We start from the raw sequence: 21,711 nt of genomic DNA, 5'->3' as shown, positions 1-21,711 counted from the left end.
CCGGGGCGCCGGGAGCGCCGTCCCCCTCGCTGGAAGGACCATACTCGGCAATACGGGCGAAGGCGGCCACGTCCAGAGCTTCGCCCCGCGCCCGCGGATCAACGCCCGCCGCGCGCAGCGCCCGCTCCGCCTCCGCCGCCGACCCCGCCCAGCCCGCCAGCGCCGCCCGCAGCGTCTTGCGGCGCTGCGCGAACGCCGCGTCCACCACCGCGAACACCCGCTCGCGGGACGCGGCGGCCGGCGGCGGATCCCGCCGCGTGAACGCGACCAGCCCGGAATCGACGTTCGGCACCGGCCAGAACACCGCCCGGCCCACCGGACCGGCGCGGCGCGCCTCCCCGTACCAGGCGAGCTTCACCGACGGCACCCCGTAGATCTTGCTCCCCGGCGCGGCCGTCATCCGGTCCGCGACCTCCGCCTGCACCATGACCAGCGCCGACCGCAGCGACGGCAGCACCTCCAGCAGACGCAGGACCACCGGCACCGCGACGTTGTAGGGCAGGTTCGCCACCAGCGCCGTCGGCGCCGGCCCCGGCACCGATGTGATCTTCATCGCGTCGGCGCGGACGACCTCCAGCCGGTCCGCCAGCTCCGGCTCCCGCGCGGCCGCCGTCGCGGGCAGCTCCGCCGCCAGCACCGGATCGATCTCCACCGCCACCACCCGCCGCGCCTCCGGCAGCAGCGCCAGCGTCAGCGACCCCAGCCCCGGCCCGACCTCGATGACCACATCGTCCGGCCCCAGGTCCGCGGCCCGCACGATCCGCCGCACGGTGTTGGCGTCGATGACGAAGTTCTGCCCGAGCGTCTTGGTCGGCCTGATGCCCAGCCGCGCCGCCAGCTCCCGCACGTCCGCCGGACCGAGCAGCCCCCGTCTCTCCCCCATGAGAACAAGTGTGGCAGGTCAGGAGAACAGGAACTTCCCGCATACCGGCCACTGCCCCTGCCACCGCCCGTTCACCCGGTTGTAGAGCAGCTGCGCCCGGTACGTCTGCTCGCCGGCGCTCGCGTCCGACGGCCTGCCCGACCCGCCGACCGACGCCCACGACGACAGCGAGAACTGGTACAGCCCGTAGTAGCCGGACGGGTTCACCGCCTTGGGGTTGCCGTGCGACTCGCAGTTCGCCAGCCCCGCCCAGTTCAGCTTCGCCGCCGCGCCCGTCCCCGCCGACTTCGGCCCCACCGCCACGATCCGCGCCACCGGCTTGCGCTTCACCTTCTGCGCGATGACCGCCCTGACCTTCTTGCCCTTCCGCCGGACGTACGCCATCTGCACGACCTTGATGCCGGCCTTGCCCTTGCGCAACTCCTTCTGCGACCACGGCGGCACCGACGCGCTCTTCTTCTCGATCGTCGGCGCCGGCACCCGCACCGTCCTCGTCACCGGCTTCGACAGCAGCCGCAGCACCTTCACCACGCCCCCGGCGGGCTGCTCGCGCGCCGGCTTCACCAGGTCGTACCGGCCGAGCTTCACACCGGCCTGGTCCAGCACCTGCTGGACCGTCGTCCCGGTCGTCATCGTCGTCGTCTTCTTCCCGTCCACCACGATGACCACCTTGCGCGGCGCCGGCGCGGACGCCCTCGGCGCGTCCGCCACCCGCACCGTCGACCGCGGCTTCGGCGAACCACCGCCGCCGCACGCCGTCGCCAGCAGCACCGTCGCGATCAGGACAGCAGAAGTCGCAGGGGCTCGACGCACCGTTCCTCCAGGGGGAGCCGAGCGGGCCTGGGGGGTCGCCCGCTCAACGGCCAGACCCTAGAGCGGAACGCCCGTCCCCCGCCACCTCAACGCCCACACGGGTCCCCCCGCCCCCTCAGGTAAGAAGATGCGAACCCGAACGGTCATATTCACAGAGTCACCAACTGACTACGTTCAGTAATCGAGAGTCCACCTCGAAGAGAAGGGAGCCCACGCCGAACGCGGGTGTCCAGGGCGCGGAAGCCCGCGAAGAGGCCAGGGGGCCGGTGCGGACGGCCAGAGCCCGGCCGTCCGCACCGTCCTTAATGCTTTGTTCTTGGCGGTCGGCCCTGGGGGCCTCCCTTCGGCGAACAAAGCGGCGATCGCTGCATCGCTCCGACTCGGCCCTGGGGGCCTCGCTGCGCGATCAAGTTCTCGCAGGCTCGAACCTGGCTTCGCACGCGATCGCAACGCTCGGGTCGCTGCATCCTCAGCTTACGGACGATCCCTTTCCGCCTGTGCGGGGTTTCGCTCCCGTCCCGGCTATCCGCGCCTATCCGCTTGGGAGCCTCGGTGGGTTGTCGGGCGCGCGGGGGCATCGCCGAGTTGGGTCCCGAGCGCTCATGGACCTGTGTGGGCAGGTTGCTCGCTGGGGTTTTTAGGTTGTTGCTTGGGCGGTGGCTTGGCCGGCGGCTCGGGCGGAGAAGAGGCAGCCGCCTAGGAACGTTCCTTCGAGAGCGTTGTAGCCGTGGACGCCTCCGCCGCCGAAGCCGGCGACCTCGCCCGCCGCGTACAGGCCGGCTATGGGGCGGCCGTCCAGGCCGAGAGCGCGGGAGTCCAGGTCGGTTTGGATGCCGCCCAGCGTCTTGCGGGTGAGGACGTGCAGTTTCACGCCGATGAGCGGGCCGGCGGACGGGTCGAGGATGCGGTGCGGGACGGCGGTGCGGCTGAGCCGGTCGCCCAGGTAGCGGCGCGAATTTCGGATGTCCTGGACCTGGGCGTCCTTGCTGAACGGGTTGGTCGTCTGCAGGTCGCGGGACTCGATCTGGCGGCGCAGGCGGGCGGCGTCGAGGAGCGGCTCGTCGGTGAGGGCGTTCATGCCGGCCACGAGTTGGTCGAGGGTGGCGGCGACGACGAAGTCGGCGCCGTGGCGCTTGAACGCCTCGACCGGGGCGGGCGCGCCCTTCGACAGGACGCGTTCCCGCAGCACCGCCCTGCGGTCGCCGCTGGTGATGTCGGGGTTCTGCTCCGAGCCCGACAGCGCGAACTCCCGCTCGATGATCCTCTGGGTGAGGACGAACCAGGAGTGGTCGTAGGCGGCGATGTCGGGCGTGGTGCGCAGGTGCTCGAGGGTCGCGAGGGTGTCGTGGCCGGGGAGGCAGGGCGCGGGGAGGCGCCGTCCGAGGGCGTCGAACCACATCGGGGAGGGGCCCGGCAGGATCCTGATGGCGTGGCCGGGCCAGACCGGGTCCCAGTTGCGCACGCCCTCGGTGTAGTGCCACATCCGGTCGCGGTTGACGAGGCGGACCCCGGCGGCGGCGCTGATGTCGAGCATCCGGCCGTCCACGTAGGCGGGCACGCCGGTGATCATGCGGGCGGGTGCGGTGCCGAGGCGGTCGGGCCAGTACCGGCGGACCATCTCGTGGTTCCCGCCGATGCCGCCGCTGGTGACGATCACCGCCTGGGCCGACAGCTCGAACGTCCCCGCCTCTTCGCGGTTGGACGCGACGCCGCGCGGCGAGTCGTCGTCGGCGAGGACGGTGCCGTGCACGCCGGTCACCGTGCCGCCGGTGAGGGTCAGGCCGTCCACGCGGTGGCGGTGGTGGAAGGTGAGGAGGCCCTCGTCGGCGGCGAGGCGGGCGCTGCGGACGAACGGCGCGACGACACCGGTGCCCGTCCCCCAGGCGATGTGGAAGCGCGGCACGGAGTTGCCGTGGCCGTCGGCGCGGAGGTCGCCGCGCTCGGCCCAGCCGACGACGGGGGTCAGGCGGACGCCGTGGGACGCCAGCCATGCCCGCTTCTCCCCGGCGGCCCACTCCACGTAGGCGCGGGCCCACCGGACCGCCCAGGCGTCCTCGTCGTCGAGGCGGTCGAAGCGGGCGCTGCCCTGCCAGTCGTTCCAGGCCAGGTCGAAGGAGTCCCGGACGCGGAGCCGCCGCTGCTCCGGGGTGTCCACCAGGAACAGGCCGCCGAGCGACCAGAACGCCTGGCCGCCCAGGTTCGCGGCGTTCTCCTGCTCCACCAGCGCGACCCGGCGGCCGCGCGCGGTCAGCTCGTGCGCGGCGACCAGCCCGGCGAGCCCCGCGCCGACGACGATGACGTCCGCGTCCATCCCGCCTCCTTCCCCTGGCCCTATGCCCAGGGGAAGGCGCGCCCAACTACGAGGTCACCACGGGCCGAAGGTGCGTTCCCCGTTGGCCGCGATGGCGGTGCAGAGTTCGGCCAGGTCGACGCCCTTGACCTCGGCCATCGCCCGGACGGTGTGCGGGATCAAGTACGAGGCGTTCGGCTTGCCGCGGTTCGGGACCGGGGTGAGGAACGGCGCGTCGGTCTCGACGAGGACGAGGTCGAGGGGCGCGACGCGCAGCGCCTCGCGCAGCGGCTCGGCGTTCTTGAACGTGACGTTCCCGGCGAAGCTCATCACGTAGCCGCGGTCGGCGCAGACCTTCGCCATGGCGGCGTCGCCGGAGAAGCAGTGGAACACCACCTTCTCGGGCGCGCCCTCCTCGCGGAGGATGGCCAGGACGTCGTCGTGGGCCTCGCGGTCGTGGATCACGAGGGCCTTGCCGGTGCGCTTGGCGATCGCGATGTGGGCGCGGAACGCGGTGTGCTGGTCGGACTTCGGCGCCCAGTCGCGGTAGTAGTCCAGGCCCGTCTCGCCGATCGCCCGCACCTTCGGGTGCGCCGCCATCGCCTCGATGTCGTGCAGGACGTCGTCGTTGATGCCCGTGGTCTCGTTCGGGTGGATCGCGACGCCCGCGTACACGTCGTCGAACTCGGCCGCGGCGTCGACCGCGAACCGGGAGGACGGCAGGTCGCAGCCGATCGTGACGATCCGGGTGATCCCCGCCGCCTTCGCCGAGTGCAGCTGCTCGCTGACCGGCGTCTCGACGATGTCGAGGTGGCAGTGGCTGTCGAACACGTCGACCGGGAGCCGCTCGGGCAGCGGCGGGAACGACCGGGCGGCCTCGCCGCCCTGGTCGTCCGCCGGGCTCACTCCGCCTCCAGCCGGGCGAGCTCCTCGTCCACCACGGACGTGTCGAGCTTCTTGAACAGCGGGGTCGGCTTCGCGAGCGGGACGCCGGGCTTGATCGGCGTCGACTCCCACCGCGCCGCGGTGTCGTAGTCGCCGGTGAGGACCGTGTAGTCGGGGCCGCCCTCCTCCGAGACCGTCTCCAGCCGCGGCATGCCGCTCCACACGCCCTCGCCGCCGAGCAGCTCGTACACCTTCTGCGAGGAGTTCGGCAGGAACGGGGTCAGCAGCGTCTTGGCGTCGTCGACGACCTGCAGCGCGGTGTGCAGGATCGACTGGACGCGGGCCGGGTCGTCCTTCAGCTTCCAGGGCGCCTGGTCGGACAGGTACCGGTTGGCGTCCCGGACGACGTCGAGCGCCTCGGTGATCGCGTTCTTGAAGCGGGACCGCTCGAGCTCGGCGCCGACCGCCGCGAACCCGTTCCGGCTGCGCTCCATCAGGGCGCGGTCGGCGTCGTTGAGGTCGCCGGGCTCGGGGATCGCGCCGAAGTTCTTCGCGGCCATGTTCACCGACCGGTTGACGAGGTTGCCCCACGCGGCGACCAGCTCGTCGTTGTTGCGGCGGACGAACTCCGACCAGGTGAAGTCGGTGTCGTTGTTCTCGGGGCCGGCGACGGCGACGTAGTAGCGCAGGGCGTCGACGTCGTAGCGCTCCAGGAAGTCCTTGACGTAGATGACCACCTGGCGGGACGAGGAGAACTTGCGGCCCTCCATCGTCAGGTACTCCGACGACACGACCTCCGTCGGGGTGTTCAGCGTGCCCAGCGAGCCGGGCTTGCCGCCCTTGTCGCCCTGGCCGCTGTAGCCGAGCAGCATCGCCGGCCAGATCTCGGCGTGGAAGACGATGTTGTCCTTGCCCATGAAGTAGTACGACAGGGCGTCCGGGTCCTGCCACCAGGCGCGCCACGCGTCCGGGTCGCCCGAGCGCCGCGCCCACTCCACGGACGCCGACAGGTACCCGACGACGGCGTCGAACCACACGTACAGCTTCTTCGCCGGGTTCTCGCGCCAGCCGTCCAGCGGGATCGGCACGCCCCAGTCGATGTCGCGGCTGATCGCCCGGGGCTGGATGTCGTCCAGCAGGTTCAGCGCGAACTTCACCACGTTCGGCCGCCACGCCAGCGACCCGCTCTGCTTGCCGCGCAGGTACCGGCCGAGCACTTCGGTGAAGGCGGGCAGGTCGAGCATGAAGTGCTCGGTCTCGACGAACGCCGGCTTCTCGCCGTTGATCCGCGACACCGGGTTGATCAGGTCGATCGGGTCGAGCTGGTTGCCGCAGTTGTCGCACTGGTCGCCGCGCGCGCCGTCGTACCCGCAGATCGGGCAGGTGCCCTCGATGTAGCGGTCCGGGAGCGTCCGGCCGGTGGACGGCGAGATCGCGCCCATCGTCGTGGTCGGGAAGATGTAGCCGTTGTCGTGCAGGCCCTTGAAGACCTCCTGGACGATCGCGTAGTGGTTCAGCGTGGTCGTCCGGGTGAACAGGTCGTAGGTCATGCCGAGGCCGTGCAGGTCCTCGGCGATCACGGCGTTGTACCGGTCGGCCAGCTCGCGGGCGGTCACGCCCTCCTTGTCGGCCTGCACCTGGATCGGCGTGCCGTGCTCGTCGGTGCCGCTGACCATCAGGACCTGGTTGCCCGCCATCCGCTGGTAGCGGCTGAACATGTCGGCGGGCAGCGCGAAACCGGAGACGTGCCCGATGTGACGGGGCCCGTTGGCGTACGGCCAGGCGGGCGCGGTCAGGATGTGTCGGCTTGACGAGGACATGAAATCAAGGGTAGTCGCGCCGTCCCGTTGAACCGCACCAATATCGCCACCTGTGGATAACTCCCTCCGGCGCGATCGAGGCGGGACGCCGGCTGGAAGGTTGCTGCAGATCCGGCACGGCCGACTACGGCGGGTCCGGCACGCGAGTAGCCTGGTCCGGCGCCAAGCGCAGTCCAGCTCGTCGTCCAGCCAGGGGCAGAAGCCAGCCATGCCGCAGACCACGGCCGACCAGCCGGCCGTCACGCAGGAAACGACCACCGGACGGGCGGACGGGGCGCCCCGGAGGCTGATCGCCCGGATCCGCCGCACCCGCCGCGTGTGGTGGCTGGCGCTGCTCGTCGGGGTCTGCGCGGTGACCGCGCAGTGGGTGCTGATGACCCCGCCGCTGTACTTCGACCCGTACTACGTGTGGCTCGCGGCCCGCGACTGGCCCGACATCCCGCTCGGCGTCTTCCCGTTCGACGAGGTCCCGCACCAGGTGACGCGGATCGGGCTGGTGCTGCCCGCGCGGCTCGTCCAGGACGTCCTCGGCCCCGGTCAGGCCGCCTACTTCGTGATCGCCGCGCTCGGCGGGATCGCGTTCTTCGTCGGCACGTACCTGGTGGTGCGGGCGCTGTTCGGCGACGTCGCGGGCCTGCTGTCGGCCGGGGTCCTGCTGGTCCACCCGTTCTTCACGATGACCAACCCGTACGGCCACGAGATCACCTGGTCGACCGGGGTGATGCTGCCCGACATGCCGGGCGCCGGGCTGTTCGCGATCGGGATGGCGGCGCTGGTGGTGGCGAGCCGCCGGACGGGACGCGTCCAGACCAGGTTCCTGCTGGCGGCGGGGTTCCTGCTCGGCTGCTCGTTCCTCGTCCGGGAGTTCCTGGCGTTCCTGTTCCTGGCGATCCCCGCCTACCTGGCGCTGCTGCGGATCCCGTGGCGGCGCAACGTCACGGTCGGCGCGCCGATGGCGGTCGTGCTGGTGTTCAACTTCGTCCACAACCAGATCGTGTGGGGCAACCCGCTCGCCGGGCTGATCTCGGCGGCCGAGCACGGCGGCGAGTCCCGCGACTACGTGACGCGCGGGCTGGCGGCCCGGTCGTTCCTGCGCGCCATGCACGACTGGAACCCGCTCGGCGTGATCTTCGTCGCGGCGCTGGCCCTGACGATCGTGGGGTTCGCGGTCACCCGGGACCGGCGGCTCGCGCTCGTGCTGGTGTGGTTCTTCACCCTCGCCGTCCCGCTGACGATCTTCTCCGGGGTGCTCGACCCGCACAGCATCTCGCTGCGCGCCTGGCTGCAGCGGTACTGGTTCGGGGTGCTGCCCGCGCTGCTGGCCGGCGGGTTCGGGTCGCTGATCCTGATGTTCAGGATGATCCCGGACGGCCTGGTCGCGCGGCTGCGGCTGCGGACCGTGGCCGTCCCGGCCGTGGCGGCGGTGCTCGGCGGCGCGTACGTGTGGGCCGCCGTGACGGCCGTCCCGGAGCTGCCGCGCGACACGGCGTGGAACCAGCTGCGGATCTACCTCGGCAAGCACCAGGACATGAAGCTGATCTGCGCGGACCGGCGCCTCGCGCAGACCCTGACGTTCTACACGCGGGACATGTGGGGCAAGCAGATCTGGCACGGCGAGATCCGCGACTTCCCGCACTACGTCCCGCAGCTCCCGCTCGACGCCCTCCAGGGGCCGATGCTGTACACGCACTGGCGCGGCCAGGAGTCGCAGATCGCCGGGGGCTGGCGGCCGGACCCGGCGAAGGGCTGGCGGCTGATGTGGCGGTCGTCCGACGGCGTCCTGCAGCTGTGGAACCCGCCGCCCGGCGCCACCGGCTGACCCGCCCTCGGGGTCAGCGGGTCCAGGCGACCCAGTCGCCCTCGACGGTGCGGCGGCTGTCGACGACCTTCCAGCCCGCGGGCGCGCCGTGCGGCCAGGACCGCTCCGCCGGGACGTTCTTGGGCCACCACATGATGACCATGTCCGCGTTCCGGGGGGCCGGGGTGGTCTGGGCGTTGAAGACGCTGCCGTCGCTCCACCAGGCCCAGTAGTACTGGCCCAGGCGGATCGTCCACGGGACGTTCCAGTCGATCGCGACGGACCGGGCGTCGCGCAGGCCGGGGATCCCGCGCAGGTCGGTGTGCCCGGTCTCGGCGGCGACCAGCGGGTGGGCGATCCGGTCGGTGGCGGTGACCGACATCGCGAGCGCCACCACGGCGAGGAGCCCGGCGAGCAGCGCCGGGCCGCGGCGGCGCAGCAGCACCGCGGACACGGCGAGGCCGAGGAGGACGAGCCCGGCGGCGGTGGCGTGCCACAGCTCGAACGCCTTCCAGTCCCAGGTCAGGAACGACGTCTCCGGGAAGTCGTACGACGTGAACGTGTACCGGGTCAGCAGGTCGCCCGCGTACCACTGGACCACGCACGCAGCGAGGACGGTCAGCACTGCGGCGGACGCGGCAACGAGCGCCAGCGTCCGCCGCGACGCCCGCAGCAGCACCGCGATCCCCACCATGAACAGGACCGGGGTGATGCACGCCAGGTAGCGGCCGTAGACGTAGTTGCCGACGCGGTACTCGACCGGGAGCGCCGCCGACGTCGCGAACGCGATGCCCGCCACGATCGCGAGGACGCCGAGCGCCAGCGTGCGCTGCCGCAGCGGCGTGCCGCGCCGGGCGGCGGCGACCGCGACCGTGATGAGGCCGATCGCCGCGATCCCGCCCGTCGCGACGGCCTGGTACCAGATCTGGCCGGTGCCGAGCGACAGCATCCAGGCCCAGCCGTCCTGCGTGGTGACGCGGCGGACGAGGTTCCCGCTCAGGTCGTTGTCGCCGGACGGGTACATGTGCGGCAGCAGCGAACGGTTCAGCAGCGTCCCTGCGCCGACCGCCGCGGCGAGGACGAATGTCGACACCGCGACGCTCCGCCATGGCCGCCACCGGAACACCAGTGCGGCCGCCAAGAGCACGGCGTGGACGCCCAGAAGGATCGTCCCGCGCGTATGCGAGGTGTAGGCGAACGCGACCAGCAGCGACGCGCCCGCCCCGTACAGCGCGACCCGCGGCGTCTCCCCGGCGGGCGAGCGCCCGGTGTGCAGCCAGGAATGGACGAGCAGCAGCCACCCCACCACGACCACCGGCAGGACCGCGTCCGTCAGCGCGAACTCGGAGAAGAACAGCACGCCCGGCAGCAGCGCCGTGACGTGCGCGAACAGGTACGACCAGCGCCGGCGCACCCGGAGCGCCCGCAGCATCAGGTAGGCCAGCGGCATCATCAGCGCGCTGATCAGGGCGTTCACGATCAGCGCGCCCCGGTAGACGCTCACCGGGTCGTGCGCGATCCACAGCACCGGCGTCAGCAGCAGCGGGTAGCCGCCCCGGTACACCGTCCCGTACGACATGTCGGCGTCGGGACCGCCGGTCAGCACCCGCGCGGCGAACAGGTACCCCGACTCGTCCGGCGTCGCCACCGGCATCGTCTGCCCGGACGCCAGCCACAGCCGCACCGCGACCTGCATCGCCCAGCCGAGGACGAACAGCAGCACCCAGCGGCGCCGCCCCACCGACGGCGGGACGTCCCTTCCGGGCGAGGGCGCGGAGGGCGGACGGGAAAGGACCGGCGGCGCGGCCTCGGTGCTCACGGCCGCCCGGTCCGCCGGCCGCGCGCGGTCAGGGAAGGAAGATCCATGTTCGTTTCAGCGTGTCACAGCGCCGGGCGGGGCGGCGTAGCGGGCCGGGAAACGCTCAGCAAGTTCTCGGCTTCGGACACGCTCCGTCACGGCGCCGCGACGGGACGGCCCGGGCGGCGGTCAGCGCTCGTCCGGCGTCCCGGCGGCCTCGGCCACCTCGGCGGGCTCGGCGGCGTCCGCGGCGGGCTTCTCCGCCTCCTCGCCGTCCGCGGCGGCGTCCGCCCCGGCGGCCACGGTCCGGCGCTCGCCCGCGACCTTGTGCGCGGCGGCGTCCACCACTCCGGCGGCCTCCTCGGCGGCGTCGGTGAGCGGCGGGTGCTGGCGGCGGCGGATGCCGAGGATGCTGACGAACAGCGACGCGAACATCACCTGGAAGCTCATGACCAGCGCGGTCGCGGACGGCACGACGATGCGCAGCGAGTCGCGCGGGTCCAGCTCACCGAAGCTGTGCCCGCGCCAGTGCAGCAGCGAGGCGACGAGGCCGGCGAGGCCCGCGATGGCCAGCAGCCCGCCGGTCAGCAGGCCGCGCTCCAGGCCCCACCAGTCGATGAGCCTCTGCACCCGGCGGTCGTGCGGAAGGAATCCCTCCTGCATCGCGTACACCTTGGTGAGCAGCGCGAACAGCACCGCCTGGAAGCCGATCACCAGCGCGGCGGACGCGCCGACGAGGGTGTCGACGTCGAAGGCGATCGCGCCGATCCGCACCGGCCCGGTGGAGATCGCGACGCCGGCGAGCAGGCCGAGGGTCATGAAGACCAGGCCGGGGATCAGGAACAGCCAGCGCGGGCTGTACAGCATGAGGAAGCGCAGGTGCCGCCAGCCGTCCCGCCAGGTGTTCAGGTGCGGGGCGCGGGTCCGGCCGTCCGGCGACAGCGTCGTCGGGACCTCGCGGATGTCGTACTTCTGCAGGGTCGCCTTGACGACCATCTCGCTGGCGAACTCCATGCCGCCGGTCTGCAGGCCGAGCCGCAGGATCGCGTCGCGGTCGAACGCGCGCAGCCCGCAGTGGAAGTCGCCGATCTTGCTGCCGAAGAACAGCCGGCCGACGAAGCTGAGCACCGGGTTGCCGAGGTAGCGGTGCAGCGGCGGCATGGCGCCGGGCGCGATGCCGCCCTTGAACCGGTTGCCCATGACGAGGTCCGCGCCGTCGCGCAGCTCGTCCAGGAACGGGCCGAGGGTGGTGAAGTCGTAGGAGTCGTCGGCGTCGCCCATCGCCACGTACTTGCCGCGCGCGGCCCGGATCCCGCCCATGAGGGCGTTGCCGTAGCCCTTGTCGACCACGGGGACGACGCGCGCCCCCGCGTCCCGGGCGAGCTGCTGGCTGCCGTCGGTGCTGCCGTTGTCGGCGATGACGACCTCGCCGTCGATACCGCTGTCCTCGAAGAAGCCGATCGTCTTGCGGACACAGGTCTCGACCGTTTCGGCCTCGTTCAGGCATGGCATCACTACGGAGAGTTCCACGCGATCTCCTTCGTTACCCCTGGTGACCGTTGGCGGTGCGGTTGTCTGCTGTCATGGTGTATCCGCCCGGCGGCCCGTCGTCGTTCATGATGCCTGCCGAGGACCGGTGATGGTGGCCGCTCTCCATAAGAGCACCCGTATCGTGTTGCCTACTTGCAACCGAAAAACCCTCTCCGCCGCGAACCGGGCGGCAGGCTAGGACGTCAAGCATACGGGTATGGCGGCCCGGAAAGGGTGGGTCGACTGTGACGCGCGGCGGAGGACGCAGTGCCACGGGTCCGAGATCAGAGCGGCGGAGGGGAGGTGCCGAAGTGGCTGTCGAATCGCCGCGCGGTGCCGAGCTGAAGGGGGCCGCGGCGGACGCGGGCACGGCGGAGACCACCGAGGTCACGGCGGGGACCGGGGCCGTCGGGGAAGGGTCTGGAACGGCCCGCGACACGCCCGGGGGACCCGATGCCGGGAACGGTTCCCCGGCGGACGCGGAGACGCCCTCCGCCGACGCCGGAAATGGCGCCGTGAAAGCGGACATGAAGGACCGGGCGAAGGACGGCGCGCCGTCCGGCGACGGCGGCGAGGCCGCCACCGGAGGCGCCACCGCCGCCGCCCTGGATGCGACCGCGAGCGGACCGCTCGGGCGCCGCATCGCCTACTGGCTCGGCGCGCGCGCCACCGGAACGTGGGCGCGGGTCCGGCGGCATCCGATCTTCAGTGTGATCATTGCCACAGCGGCGCTGCTGCGGGTGGTCGCGATGGTCGGCTACCAGCCGGTGATGTTCTTCAACGACAGCTTCGACTACCTGCACGTGGCGATGGGGCTGTACCCGCACCCGCTGCGGCCCGACGGCTACTCGTTCCTGCTGTGGGCGCTGAAGCCGTTCCACAGCTTCGCGCTGGTCGCCGCCGTCCAGCACCTCATGGGCCTGGGCATGGGCGTGATGATCTACGCGCTGCTGCGCCGCAAGTTCGGGCTGCCCGGCTGGGGCGCCTCGCTCGCCACGGTGCCGGTGCTGTTCGACGCCTACCAGATCCAACTGGAGCACCTCGTCCTGTCCGACACCACGTTCACCTTCCTGGTGATGTGCGCGGTGACGCTGCTGCTCTGGCACGACCGCCCGTCCTGGAAGATCGCGCTGGCGATCGGCCTGATCGTGGGGTTCTCCTGGCTGACCCGGTCGGTCGGCGCGCCGGTGCTGCTCGGCGTGCTGGCGTTCATGCTGATCCGGCGGATGGGCTGGCGGACGATGGCGATCACGGCGGCGGCGTGCGCGCTGCCGGTGCTGTCGTACATGACCTGGTACAAGGTGGACAGCGGCAAGTTCGCGATCACGGAGAGCAACGGCATCTTCCTGTACGCGCGGGCCTACAAGTTCGCCGACTGCCACAAGATGCACGGGCTGCCGGTCAGCGAGTACCCGCTGTGCACCGAGCCGGCGAACCGGCTGCCGAACTCGCAGGACGGCATCTGGAACGCGGCCTCGCCGCTGAACCGCTTCCCCGGGACGCGGTTCAGCCCCGAGAACAACGCGGCCAGCAACGACTTCGCCAAGCGCGCCATCCTCGGCCAGCCCGGCGACTACCTGAAGGTCGTCGCGCACGACTTCTTCCGCGTGTTCCGATGGGACCGGACGGTCTTCCCGGACAAGGCGACGTACTCGCAGTACGAGTTCGGCAAGAAGAGCAACGCGCTGCCCGACTGGCGGATGGACGCCGACTCGACCGCGTCCGGCGAGGCCCGGTCCTACGAGCACGGCGACGCCCGCACCCGGGTGATCGAGCCGTTCGGCGGCGTCATGCGCGGCTACCAGGACGTGGTCTACCTGCGCGGGACGATGCTCGGCAGTGTGCTGCTGCTCGGGCTCGGCGGCATGGTGGCGCTGTGGCGGCGGTTCGGCGGCGAGGCGCTGCTGCCGTGGACGCTGGCGACCGGGCTGCTGCTCGCGCCCGCCGCGACCGCCGAGTTCGACTACCGGTACGTGCTGCCGGCCGTCCCGCTGGCGGCCCTCGCCGCCGGGATGGCGTTCACGCCGGAGGTCCGGCACCGGCTGGACGGCTGGTGGCGGCGGCTGCGCGGCCGCCCGGGCCCGGCCGGGGCGCTGGACGTCCCGTCCGAGCCCGTCGGGCGGAAGGTCCCGGAGGTCACCGCCCGCTGACGATCGCCCCCGGGCCCGCCCGCGGCGTCACCGGCGGCCGGGCCGTCGTGTCACCAGGCGTGGATGCGGCGGAGGTGGAACACCATCGCCACGTCGTTGCCGTCGCGGGCCGGCGGAAGCTCGTTCGCCTTGCGGGACGCCGCCCACGCCTTGACGTTCCGGCTCTGACATTTCGGGCACAGGCAGTCCGTCCACGGTGTCGTGCACGGCTGGCCGTTCCGCTCGTAGATGACGGCCTCGTTACCGTGGCCATCGCCGAAATGACGGACCTCGAGAACCTCGTCCCAGGTCGTCTCGCAGCACAGGCATTCGTAGACCCATGCCTCACGGCTCGACCATGCGTCCTGCATGGCCCTCACCCCCTCGGTGACGCCATCTCGCGCTACCGGCGGCATCTCGTGCCGTCTTCCCGGCTCGCGCCGGGCTCTGAGCCGCGGGGTCCCACTCGGTGGTGGCTCCGCCGGTCCCATAGTGGTCCAGCGCGGGCCACCGAGGGACCTATTCCCCCGAAATCACCCTTTGGATCGTTCCGCCGGGGGTCACTCTTTCCTGGCCTCGACGACAGCGTTGTAGACGGTTCCGCGTGGTATGCCGTTCTCCTTGGCGATCTCCCGGATCGCCTGGTTGCGGGGGGTTCCGGCGGCCTCCCGGGCGGCCACGGCGGCCACGAGGTCGGCCGGGTCGGACAGCCCGGCGGGCTTCGGCGCGCCGCCGACGACCAGGGTGATCTCGCCGCGCACGTCCCGCTCCCCGGCCCAGCCGGCCAGCTCGGCGAGGCCGCCGCGGCGGACCTCCTCGTAGGTCTTGGTCAGCTCCCGGCAGACGGCGGCCGGACGGTCCGCGCCGAACGCCGCCGCCATGGCGTGCAGCGTGCCCGCCAGCCGGCGCGGCGACTCGAAGAACACCATGGTGCGGGGCTCGGCGGCGAGGGCCTCCAGCCGCCGCGCCTGCTCGCCCTTCTTGCGCGGCGGGAAGCCCTCGAAGCAGAACCGGTCCGTCGGCAGCCCCGACACGACCAGCGCGGTGGTGACGGCCGACGGCCCCGGCAGCACCGAGACCGGCACGTCCCGCTCCACCGCCGCGCGGACCAGCCGGTAGCCCGGGTCGGACACGCCCGGCATCCCCGCGTCGGTGATCACCAGCACGTCCCGGCCGGCGAGCAGGTCCTCCAGCAGCTCGGCGGCGCGCGCCTTCTCGTTCTGGTCGTAGTACGACACGACGCGGGCGGTCAGCTCCACGCCGAGGTCGGCGGCCAGCCGGCGCAGCCGCCGGGTGTCCTCGGCCGCGATCACCGGCGCGCCCGCCAGCGCGTTCCGCAGCCGCACCGACGCGTCCTCGGCCCGCCCGATCGGCGCGGCCGCCAGCACCAGAGTCCCCATCACGGTCCCATCCTCCCAGGGGCGCCGCGCGCCGGGGCCGGGCCGGGCGGGCGGGAGTCGGCTTTACGATTGCGAGATGGCGACGACGGATCTGGCTCCGGCGAACGCGTCCCGGTGGCGGCCGCCCTCGATGCGCGAGTGGCTCGCCCCCGCGGTCCCGGGCGGCGTCCTGGCGGGCTGGCTCGGCCCGCTGCTGGTGACGCTGTTCGCGGGCTTCCTGCGGTTCTACCGGCTCGGGCAGCCGAAGGCCGTGGTCTTCGACGAGACGTACTACGCCAAGGACGCGCTGGCCCTGCTGAAGTTCGGCTGGGAGCACAACACCGTCGACAACGCCGACAAGCTGCTGATCGCCGATCCGGACGCGCACATCTGGGGGCAGGGGCCCTCGTTCGTCGCGCACCCGCCGTTCGGCAAGTGGATGATCGCGATGGGCGAGTGGGCGTTCGGCGCGACGCCGTTCGGGTGGCGGTTCGTGCCCGCGCTGGCCGGCACCTTGTCGGTGCTGATCCTGTGCCGGGTCGCCCGGAGGATGACCGGGTCGACGCTGCTCGGCTGCGCCGCCGGGCTGCTGCTGGCGCTGGACGGGCTGGAGTTCGTGACGAGCCGGGCCGCCCTGCTGGACATCTTCGTGATGTTCTGGATCCTCGCCGGGTTCGCGTGCCTGGTGAACGACCGTGACCGGTCGCGACGGGAGCTCGCCGACAAGATCGAGGCGGGCGCGACGTCGGTGTACGGGCCGTTCCTGGCGCACGCGTGGCGCTGGGGGGCGGGGATCTGCCTCGGCCTGGCCTGCGCCACCAAGTGGACGGGCGTGTTCTACGTCGCCGCGTTCGGGCTGATGGTGGTGCTCTGGGACTACGGCGCGCGGCGCGCGGCCGGCGTGCGGGACCCGATCGCCGGGGCGCTGCTGCTGGACGCGGTGCCGGCGTTCGTCCAGCTCGTGGTGGTGGCGCTGGTCTCGTACCTGGCGACCTGGTCCGGCTGGATCTTCAAGCCGGGCGGGTGGGGGCGCGGCCACGCGTCGAGCCACTGGTGGTGGCGGCCGTTCGAGGCGATGCCGCACCTGTGGGACTACCACCGGCAGATGCTGGACTTCCACAACAACCTGGACGCCAAGCACCCGTACCAGTCGTGGCCGTGGGACTGGCCGGTCCTGCGCCGGCCGGTGGCGTTCTTCTACACCGAGCCGAAGACGTGCGGGGCGTCGCGCTGCTCGCGGGAGATCCTCGGGATCGGGACGCCCGCGCTGTGGTGGGGGGCGCTGGCGGCGCTGGTCGTGGTGCTGTTCATCTGGCTGGTGCTGCGCGACTGGCGGGCCGGGGCGATCGTGCTGGGGTTCCTCGCGGGCTGGCTGACCTGGTTCCCGTCGGCGTTCCGCGACCGGACGATGTTCCTGTTCTACGCGACGCCGCTGATCCCGTTCATGGTGCTGGCGGTCGTGCTGGTGCTCGGCTACCTGATAGGACCGGCGTCCGGGCTGGTGGGAGCCCATGCGGCGGCGTCCGGGCGGCCCGCGGAGGCCGATCCGCCGGCCTACGAGGACGGCGACGCGTTCCCGGACGAGATGCACGGGCCGAGCGGCGCGCGGCTCGCGCCGGTCCCGGCCTCGGTGCCGTCGCCGGTGCCGCCGGGGGTGCGGCGGCTCGTCGGCGCCGCCGCCGCGGGCGCGTTCCTGCTGGTGGTGCTGGCGAACTTCGCGTACTTCTATCCGATCCTGGCGGCGCAGACGCTGACCTACGACGACTGGCACGCCCGGATCTGGTTCAAGTCCTGGATCTAGCGCCCAGGAGCGGACGCGTCAGGACAGGACCTCGGCGGGGACGGGCCGGGCGGCGGCGGGACGCAGCGTCCGCGAGCCGAGCAGGCACAGGACGAGCGCGAGGACGCCGCCCATGCCGGCCCCGGCGAACGCGCCCGGCACCCCGGCGAGCTTCTCGCCGAACCCGGCGACCGCGGAGCCCGCGGCGCCGCCCGCGCCGACCGCCGCGACGACCCACGCGAACGCCTCGGTGACGGTGCCGCTCGGCGCGAGCCGGTCGACGAGGGTGAAGCTGCAGGCCAGCACGGGTGCGAGGAACACGCCGCTGACGAACGCCAGCACCGACATCGCGGCCAGGCCGGGCGCGAGGACCAGCGGGACGTACCCGGCGGCGAGCGCGGCGAGCAGCCACGGCAGCCGCCGGTGCGGCTCGCCCGCCCACGGCCGCGCGCCGTAGACGATCCCGCCGGTGAGCGCCCCGGCGGCCATGCAGGCGAGGAGCAGCCCGGACGCGATGCCGCTGTCGAGGCGCTCGGCGTAGGCGACGACGGCGACCGCGTAGACGCCGAGCGCGATGCCGGCGCAGGCGAGGGAGGTCAGCAGGACGCGCAGGCCGGGCGAGCGCAGCGGCCCGGCCCAGTCGGCGGCGCGCGGCTCGCCCGTCCAGCGGCGCGACGGCCCGGACAGCGCGACGACGAGGGTCCCCGCGATGCCGACGAGGCCGGTGAGGACGAGCGCGGTCTCGGTGCTGATCGCGGCCGCGGCGACGACGAGGAGCGGTCCGACGGAGAAGAGGATCTCCTGGGCGGCGGCGTCGAGGGCGTAGGCGGCGTCGACCTGCTCGGGGCCGTCCAGGACGTCGGGCCACAGCGCCCGGAGCCCGGCCTCCAGCGGCGGGGTGGCGAACCCGGCGAGGACGACGGCGGCGACCGCGACGGGCAGCGGGCGGGCGCCGGCGGCGGCGAGCAGCCCGAACCCGGCGGCGGACAGGCAGGCGGCGGGCAGCAGGACGCGGGGCTGGCCGTAGCGGTCCATGGCGCGGCCAAGGACGGGCTGGCCGGCGGCCATCGCGAGGCCGAGGACGGCGGCGAGGGTGCCGGCGAGCGGGTAGCCGCCGCCGTCGGCGCGCACGTGCAGGACGACGGCGAGCGCGCCCATCCCGTTCGGCAGCCGGCCGAACAGCGTGCCGCCGAGCAGCCGTGCCGCGTGCGGCCGCCGCAGGAAGACGACGTAGCCCCGCATCTCCGTGCCCCCGTCATGCCGTCATACGTATTACCCCGTGGGTCATACGTACCACTTCCCGGGTGCCCGGCTCTAGTCTGTTTTTCGTGTCCGACGTCCCCGAGGGAGGCCCAGGTGCCGGTGGCAGGCCGTCCCACCAGTAAGGACGTCGCCCAGGAGGCCGGGGTCTCGCAGTCCACGGTGTCGCTGGTGCTGGGCGGCAAGTGGACCGGCCGCGTCTCCCCCGCCACCGCGCGCAGCGTCCGGATCGCCGCCGAGCGGCTCGGCTACCGGCCCAACCAGGCCGCGCGGAACCTGCGGCTCGGCACCACCCGGACCGTCCTGCTGATGGTCCCGACGCTGACCGCGCCGTTCTTCGGGCCCGTCTACACCGGCGCGGCGCGGGTCGCGGCGCGGCACGGGTTCGGCGTGGTGGTGTCCACCTGGCCGGACGACGCGGACGGCCCGGCCGAGAGCCCGTTCCCCGCGCCGCACGAGGCGATCGACGGGGTGCTGGCGTCGTCGATGCCGGCGGCGGCGCTGGAGCGGTTCCACGGGACGCCCGCGGTGCTGCTCGACAGCGGCCCGGACGCCGACGTCCCGACCGTCGACTTCGGGGTGGCCGCCGGGATGCGCGCGATCGCCCGGCACCTGGCCGGGCTGGGGCACCGCCGCTTCGGGCACGTCGCGGCGGGCGTCGACCAGTGGACGTTCCGGGCCCGCGCCGAGGTGCTCGAAGCCGAGGTCGCGGCGCTGCCCGGCGGCGCGCTGGCCCGGGCGGCGTGCGCGATCGACGTCGCCTCGGCCCGGGACGCGGCGCAGCGGCTGCTCGCCCGCCCCGACCCGCCGACCGCGCTGGTCTGCGACGACGACCTGATCGCGGCGGGCGCCTACAAGGCGGCGCGCGCGCTCGGGCTGGACGTGCCGGGCGAGGTGTCGGTCACCGGGTTCGACGACGTGCTGCTCGCGACCGCGCTGGAGCCGGAGCTGACGACGGTCCGGCTGCCCGCCGAGGAGATGGGCGCGCAGGGCATGACCGCGCTGCTGGACCTGCTGGACGGCGGCCGTCCGGCGCCCCGGGTGCTGCCCGGCCGGCTCGTGGTGCGCGGCTCGTCGGCACCGCCGCGCGCGCCCCTGTGACCCAGGCGCGCGCTGCAACGCCCGCGCTGTGACGCCCGCGCTGTGATCTCGGACGCACTCCGTGTTCCTGCGGCGGCTCGGGTATAAGGGGGCCCATGGCGCATCCCTCCGAAGCCGGTGCCGAGCACATCCCGGGTGACCGGATCGAGGTCCCCCCGCCGCGCACGCGCGTCTGGCGGGGCGGCACGCTGGAGGCGCACGACTTCCCGGTCGCCCAGGTCAGCGACTACCTCGAGCAGGACGACACGGTCGTGTGGGTCGACCTGTGCGCGCCGCAGCGCGCCGACCTGCGGGTGATCAGCGACGAGCTGGGCCTGGACCCGGTGGCGGTCGAGGACGCGGTGTCCCGGCACGAGCGGGCCAAGATCGACCGCTACGAGGGGTACGCGTTCCTGAACGTCTACGTGCCGCGGATCCGGGACGGCGAGCTGGAGCTGTACGAGGTGTCGGCGTTCCTGGCGAAACGCGCGCTCGTCACCGTCCGGCAGGGCCCCGGCTTCGACATCGACGCGCTGGTCAAGCGGTGGGACGAGAGCCCCGGCGTGGACATCGCCTCGACCGGCGCGGGCTACCTGCTGTACCACCTGCTCGACATGGTCGTCGACCTGCAGCTGGACGCGGTCCAGGCGCTCGACGACGAGGCCGACGAGGTCGAGTCGATGATCTTCGACGAGGCGTTCGCGGTGCGGGAGATCCAGCGGCGCAGCTTCCGGCTGCGCAAGAACCTGGTGGCGCTGCGCCGGGTCGCGCTGCCGATGCGCGAGGTGGTGAACACGCTGCTCCGCCGCGACCTGCGGATGGTCGCCCCGGAGCTGGCGCCCTACCTGCAGGACGTCTACGACCACACGCTCCGCGTCGGCGAGTGGACCGACAGCCTGCGCGACCTCGTCGCGAACCTGCTGGACACCCGGATCGCGCTGCAGGGCAACCGGATGAACGAGGTGATGAAGAAGGTCACCAGCTGGGCGGCGATCATCGCGGTGCCGACGGCGGTCACCGGCTTCTACGGGCAGAACGTGCCGTATCCGGGGTTCTCCTCGCATTCGGGCTTCATCGTCAGTTCGGTCATCATCGTGGTGTGCAGCGTCGCGCTCTATACCGTCTTCAAATTCCGCGACTGGCTCTGATCCGGCGGCGGCGCTACCGCCGAGCAGCGCGAATATTGGAATTGATATCGATCCGCCCCTGATATCAATATTGGACACGCCTGCTCGGCCTCTGGTCTGCTCTCCCCATGCGCGAAAACCGACTCCCTCTCCGCACGACCGCGGCGATCGCCGTGTCCGCCACCGCCCTCACCGGCCTGGCGGCGTGCGGTTCCGGCGAATCCCCCGGCAGGAAGGCCGCGCCGCAGAGCGCGGTCGCGCCGCTCCCCGCCTCGCCCGGCCTCCGGCCCGCTCCGTCCCAGGCCGCCGTTACCGAGCAGTTGAAGGCGCTCGAGAAATCCAGGAAAGACCGCATCGGCGCGTACGCCGTCGACACCGGGACGGGACGTTTCGCCGCCTACCGCGAGGACGAGCGGTTCGCTTTCGCGTCAACTTTCAAGGTGATGGCGTGCGGCGCGGTGCTGCGCAAGGCGCGGCAGAGCGACCCGGGCCTGATGGACCGGGTCGTCCATTACAAGAAGAGCGATCTGGTCGACAATTCGCCGGTCACCGAGAAACACGTGAAGACCGGGATGACGCTGTCCGCCCTGTGCAAGGCGGCCATCACCCAGAGCGACAACACGGCGGGGAACCTGCTGCTCAGGCAGATCGGCGGCCCGGCCGGCGACACGGCGTTCCTCCGCTCCCTCGGCGACCGCGTCACCCGCCACGACCGCTGGGAGACCGACCTCAACCTCTGGAAGCCGGGCGAGCTCCGCGACACCACCACCCCGCGCGCCTGGGCGGGCGACCTGCGCTCCCTCACCGCGGGCGGCGCCCTCGTCCGCGCGGACCGCGATCGCCTGACGGGCTGGATGAAGCAGACGGTCACCGGCGACCATCGCATCCGCGCCGGCCTGCCGAAGAGCTGGACGGTCGGCGACAAGACCGGCACCGGCGGCACCTGGGGCACCGCCAACGACATCGCGATCGCCTGGCCCCCGTCCGGCGCCCCGCTGATCATCGTGATCACCACGAACCGCCTCGCCGCCGGCGCCGAGGCCGACGAACCCGCGGTCGCCAAGACCGCGAGCATCCTCGCCAAGGCCGTCCACTGAGGCCGCGTCGTGGCGTGCCGCCCCTGGGAACGGCCTCATGAG

Annotated in this window: 16 protein-coding genes; 6 read left to right on the top strand and 10 right to left on the bottom strand. The window is 72.6% G+C overall.

Annotation, left to right across the window (positions count from 1 at the left end):
* The 5 genes from rsmA to metG all read right to left on the bottom strand — a co-directional run.
* On the bottom strand, positions 1-883 hold an 883-nt coding region (gene rsmA, locus F9B16_RS36030; RefSeq protein ID WP_151544698.1), incomplete at its 3' end, for a 16S rRNA (adenine(1518)-N(6)/adenine(1519)-N(6))-dimethyltransferase RsmA.
* A gap of 18 nt (positions 884-901) precedes the next feature.
* Positions 902-1,696 carry a transglycosylase family protein gene (locus F9B16_RS36025; RefSeq protein ID WP_151544697.1) on the bottom strand — a complete coding sequence of 265 codons (795 nt, stop codon included), beginning with the start codon at positions 1,694-1,696 and terminating at the stop codon, positions 902-904.
* Between the two features lie 637 nt (positions 1,697-2,333).
* Positions 2,334-4,007, bottom strand: coding sequence for an FAD-binding dehydrogenase (locus F9B16_RS36020; RefSeq protein ID WP_151544696.1), 1,674 nt, complete (start codon positions 4,005-4,007; stop codon positions 2,334-2,336).
* 54 nt (positions 4,008-4,061) lie between these two features.
* Complete coding sequence (locus F9B16_RS36015) at positions 4,062-4,892, bottom strand: TatD family hydrolase (protein WP_151544695.1); 831 nt, start codon at positions 4,890-4,892, stop codon at positions 4,062-4,064.
* On the bottom strand, positions 4,889-6,691 hold the full coding sequence (gene metG, locus F9B16_RS36010; protein WP_151544694.1) for a methionine--tRNA ligase: 1,803 nt from the start codon (positions 6,689-6,691) through the stop codon (positions 4,889-4,891). Before metG ends, F9B16_RS36015 begins: the two co-directional genes overlap by 4 nt.
* 208 nt (positions 6,692-6,899) lie before the next feature.
* On the opposite strand from metG, the gene F9B16_RS36005 reads away from it, so the two are divergent.
* Positions 6,900-8,510: an ArnT family glycosyltransferase gene (locus F9B16_RS36005; RefSeq protein ID WP_151544693.1), complete on the top strand. Its 1,611-nt coding sequence runs from the start codon at positions 6,900-6,902 to the stop codon at positions 8,508-8,510.
* Positions 8,511-8,523: 13 nt separating this feature from the next.
* On the opposite strand, the gene F9B16_RS36000 is transcribed toward F9B16_RS36005, so the two are convergent.
* Positions 8,524-10,308 carry a hypothetical protein gene (locus tag F9B16_RS36000; RefSeq protein WP_151544692.1) on the bottom strand — a complete coding sequence of 595 codons (1,785 nt, stop codon included), beginning with the start codon at positions 10,306-10,308 and terminating at the stop codon, positions 8,524-8,526.
* A gap of 168 nt (positions 10,309-10,476) precedes the next feature.
* Entirely contained in the window at positions 10,477-11,817 is a 1,341-nt protein-coding gene (locus F9B16_RS35995; protein WP_225992239.1) for a glycosyltransferase family 2 protein, read from the bottom strand.
* Positions 11,818-12,332: 515 nt separating this feature from the next.
* On the opposite strand from F9B16_RS35995, the gene F9B16_RS35990 reads away from it, so the two are divergent.
* Positions 12,333-13,967, top strand: coding sequence for a glycosyltransferase family 39 protein (locus tag F9B16_RS35990; RefSeq protein WP_225992238.1), 1,635 nt, complete (start codon positions 12,333-12,335; stop codon positions 13,965-13,967).
* 50 nt (positions 13,968-14,017) lie between these two features.
* Here F9B16_RS35990 and F9B16_RS35985 read toward each other — a convergent pair whose 3' ends face one another.
* Positions 14,018-14,317 carry a hypothetical protein gene (locus F9B16_RS35985; RefSeq protein ID WP_151544691.1) on the bottom strand — a complete coding sequence of 100 codons (300 nt, stop codon included), beginning with the start codon at positions 14,315-14,317 and terminating at the stop codon, positions 14,018-14,020.
* Positions 14,318-14,506: 189 nt separating this feature from the next.
* Positions 14,507-15,346 (bottom strand): 16S rRNA (cytidine(1402)-2'-O)-methyltransferase, encoded by an 840-nt coding sequence (gene rsmI / locus F9B16_RS35980; protein ID WP_151544699.1) that lies wholly within the window; start codon positions 15,344-15,346, stop codon positions 14,507-14,509.
* Between the two features lie 76 nt (positions 15,347-15,422).
* Here rsmI and F9B16_RS35975 point away from each other — a divergent pair, with 76 nt between their 5' ends.
* Positions 15,423-17,126 carry a dolichyl-phosphate-mannose--protein mannosyltransferase gene (locus tag F9B16_RS35975; protein WP_151544690.1) on the top strand — a complete coding sequence of 568 codons (1,704 nt, stop codon included), beginning with the start codon at positions 15,423-15,425 and terminating at the stop codon, positions 17,124-17,126.
* Between the two features lie 18 nt (positions 17,127-17,144).
* Here the strand turns inward: F9B16_RS35975 and F9B16_RS35970 are convergent, their stop codons facing one another.
* On the bottom strand, positions 17,145-18,347 hold the full coding sequence (locus F9B16_RS35970) for an MFS transporter (protein ID WP_151544689.1): 1,203 nt from the start codon (positions 18,345-18,347) through the stop codon (positions 17,145-17,147).
* Between the two features lie 114 nt (positions 18,348-18,461).
* Between F9B16_RS35970 and F9B16_RS35965 the strand changes: the two genes are divergently transcribed.
* From F9B16_RS35965 to bla, 3 genes are all read left to right on the top strand, one after another.
* Positions 18,462-19,466 (top strand): LacI family DNA-binding transcriptional regulator, encoded by a 1,005-nt coding sequence (locus F9B16_RS35965; RefSeq protein ID WP_225992237.1) that lies wholly within the window; start codon positions 18,462-18,464, stop codon positions 19,464-19,466.
* Between the two features lie 95 nt (positions 19,467-19,561).
* Positions 19,562-20,593, top strand: coding sequence for a magnesium transporter CorA family protein (locus F9B16_RS35960; RefSeq protein ID WP_151544687.1), 1,032 nt, complete (start codon positions 19,562-19,564; stop codon positions 20,591-20,593).
* A 107-nt stretch (positions 20,594-20,700) separates the two neighbouring features.
* The gene (gene bla, locus F9B16_RS35955; RefSeq protein WP_151544686.1) at positions 20,701-21,669 is read left to right on the top strand and encodes a class A beta-lactamase; all 969 of its coding nucleotides are present in this window, start codon (positions 20,701-20,703) and stop codon (positions 21,667-21,669) included.
* The last annotated feature ends 42 nt before the right edge of the window (positions 21,670-21,711 follow it).

It is taken from the genome of Actinomadura montaniterrae (assembly GCF_008923365.1).
GTDB lineage: Bacteria > Actinomycetota > Actinomycetes > Streptosporangiales > Streptosporangiaceae > Spirillospora > Spirillospora montaniterrae.
Note: the sequence above shows the minus strand (reverse complement) of the source record. Positions and strands in the feature narration are given on the sequence as shown.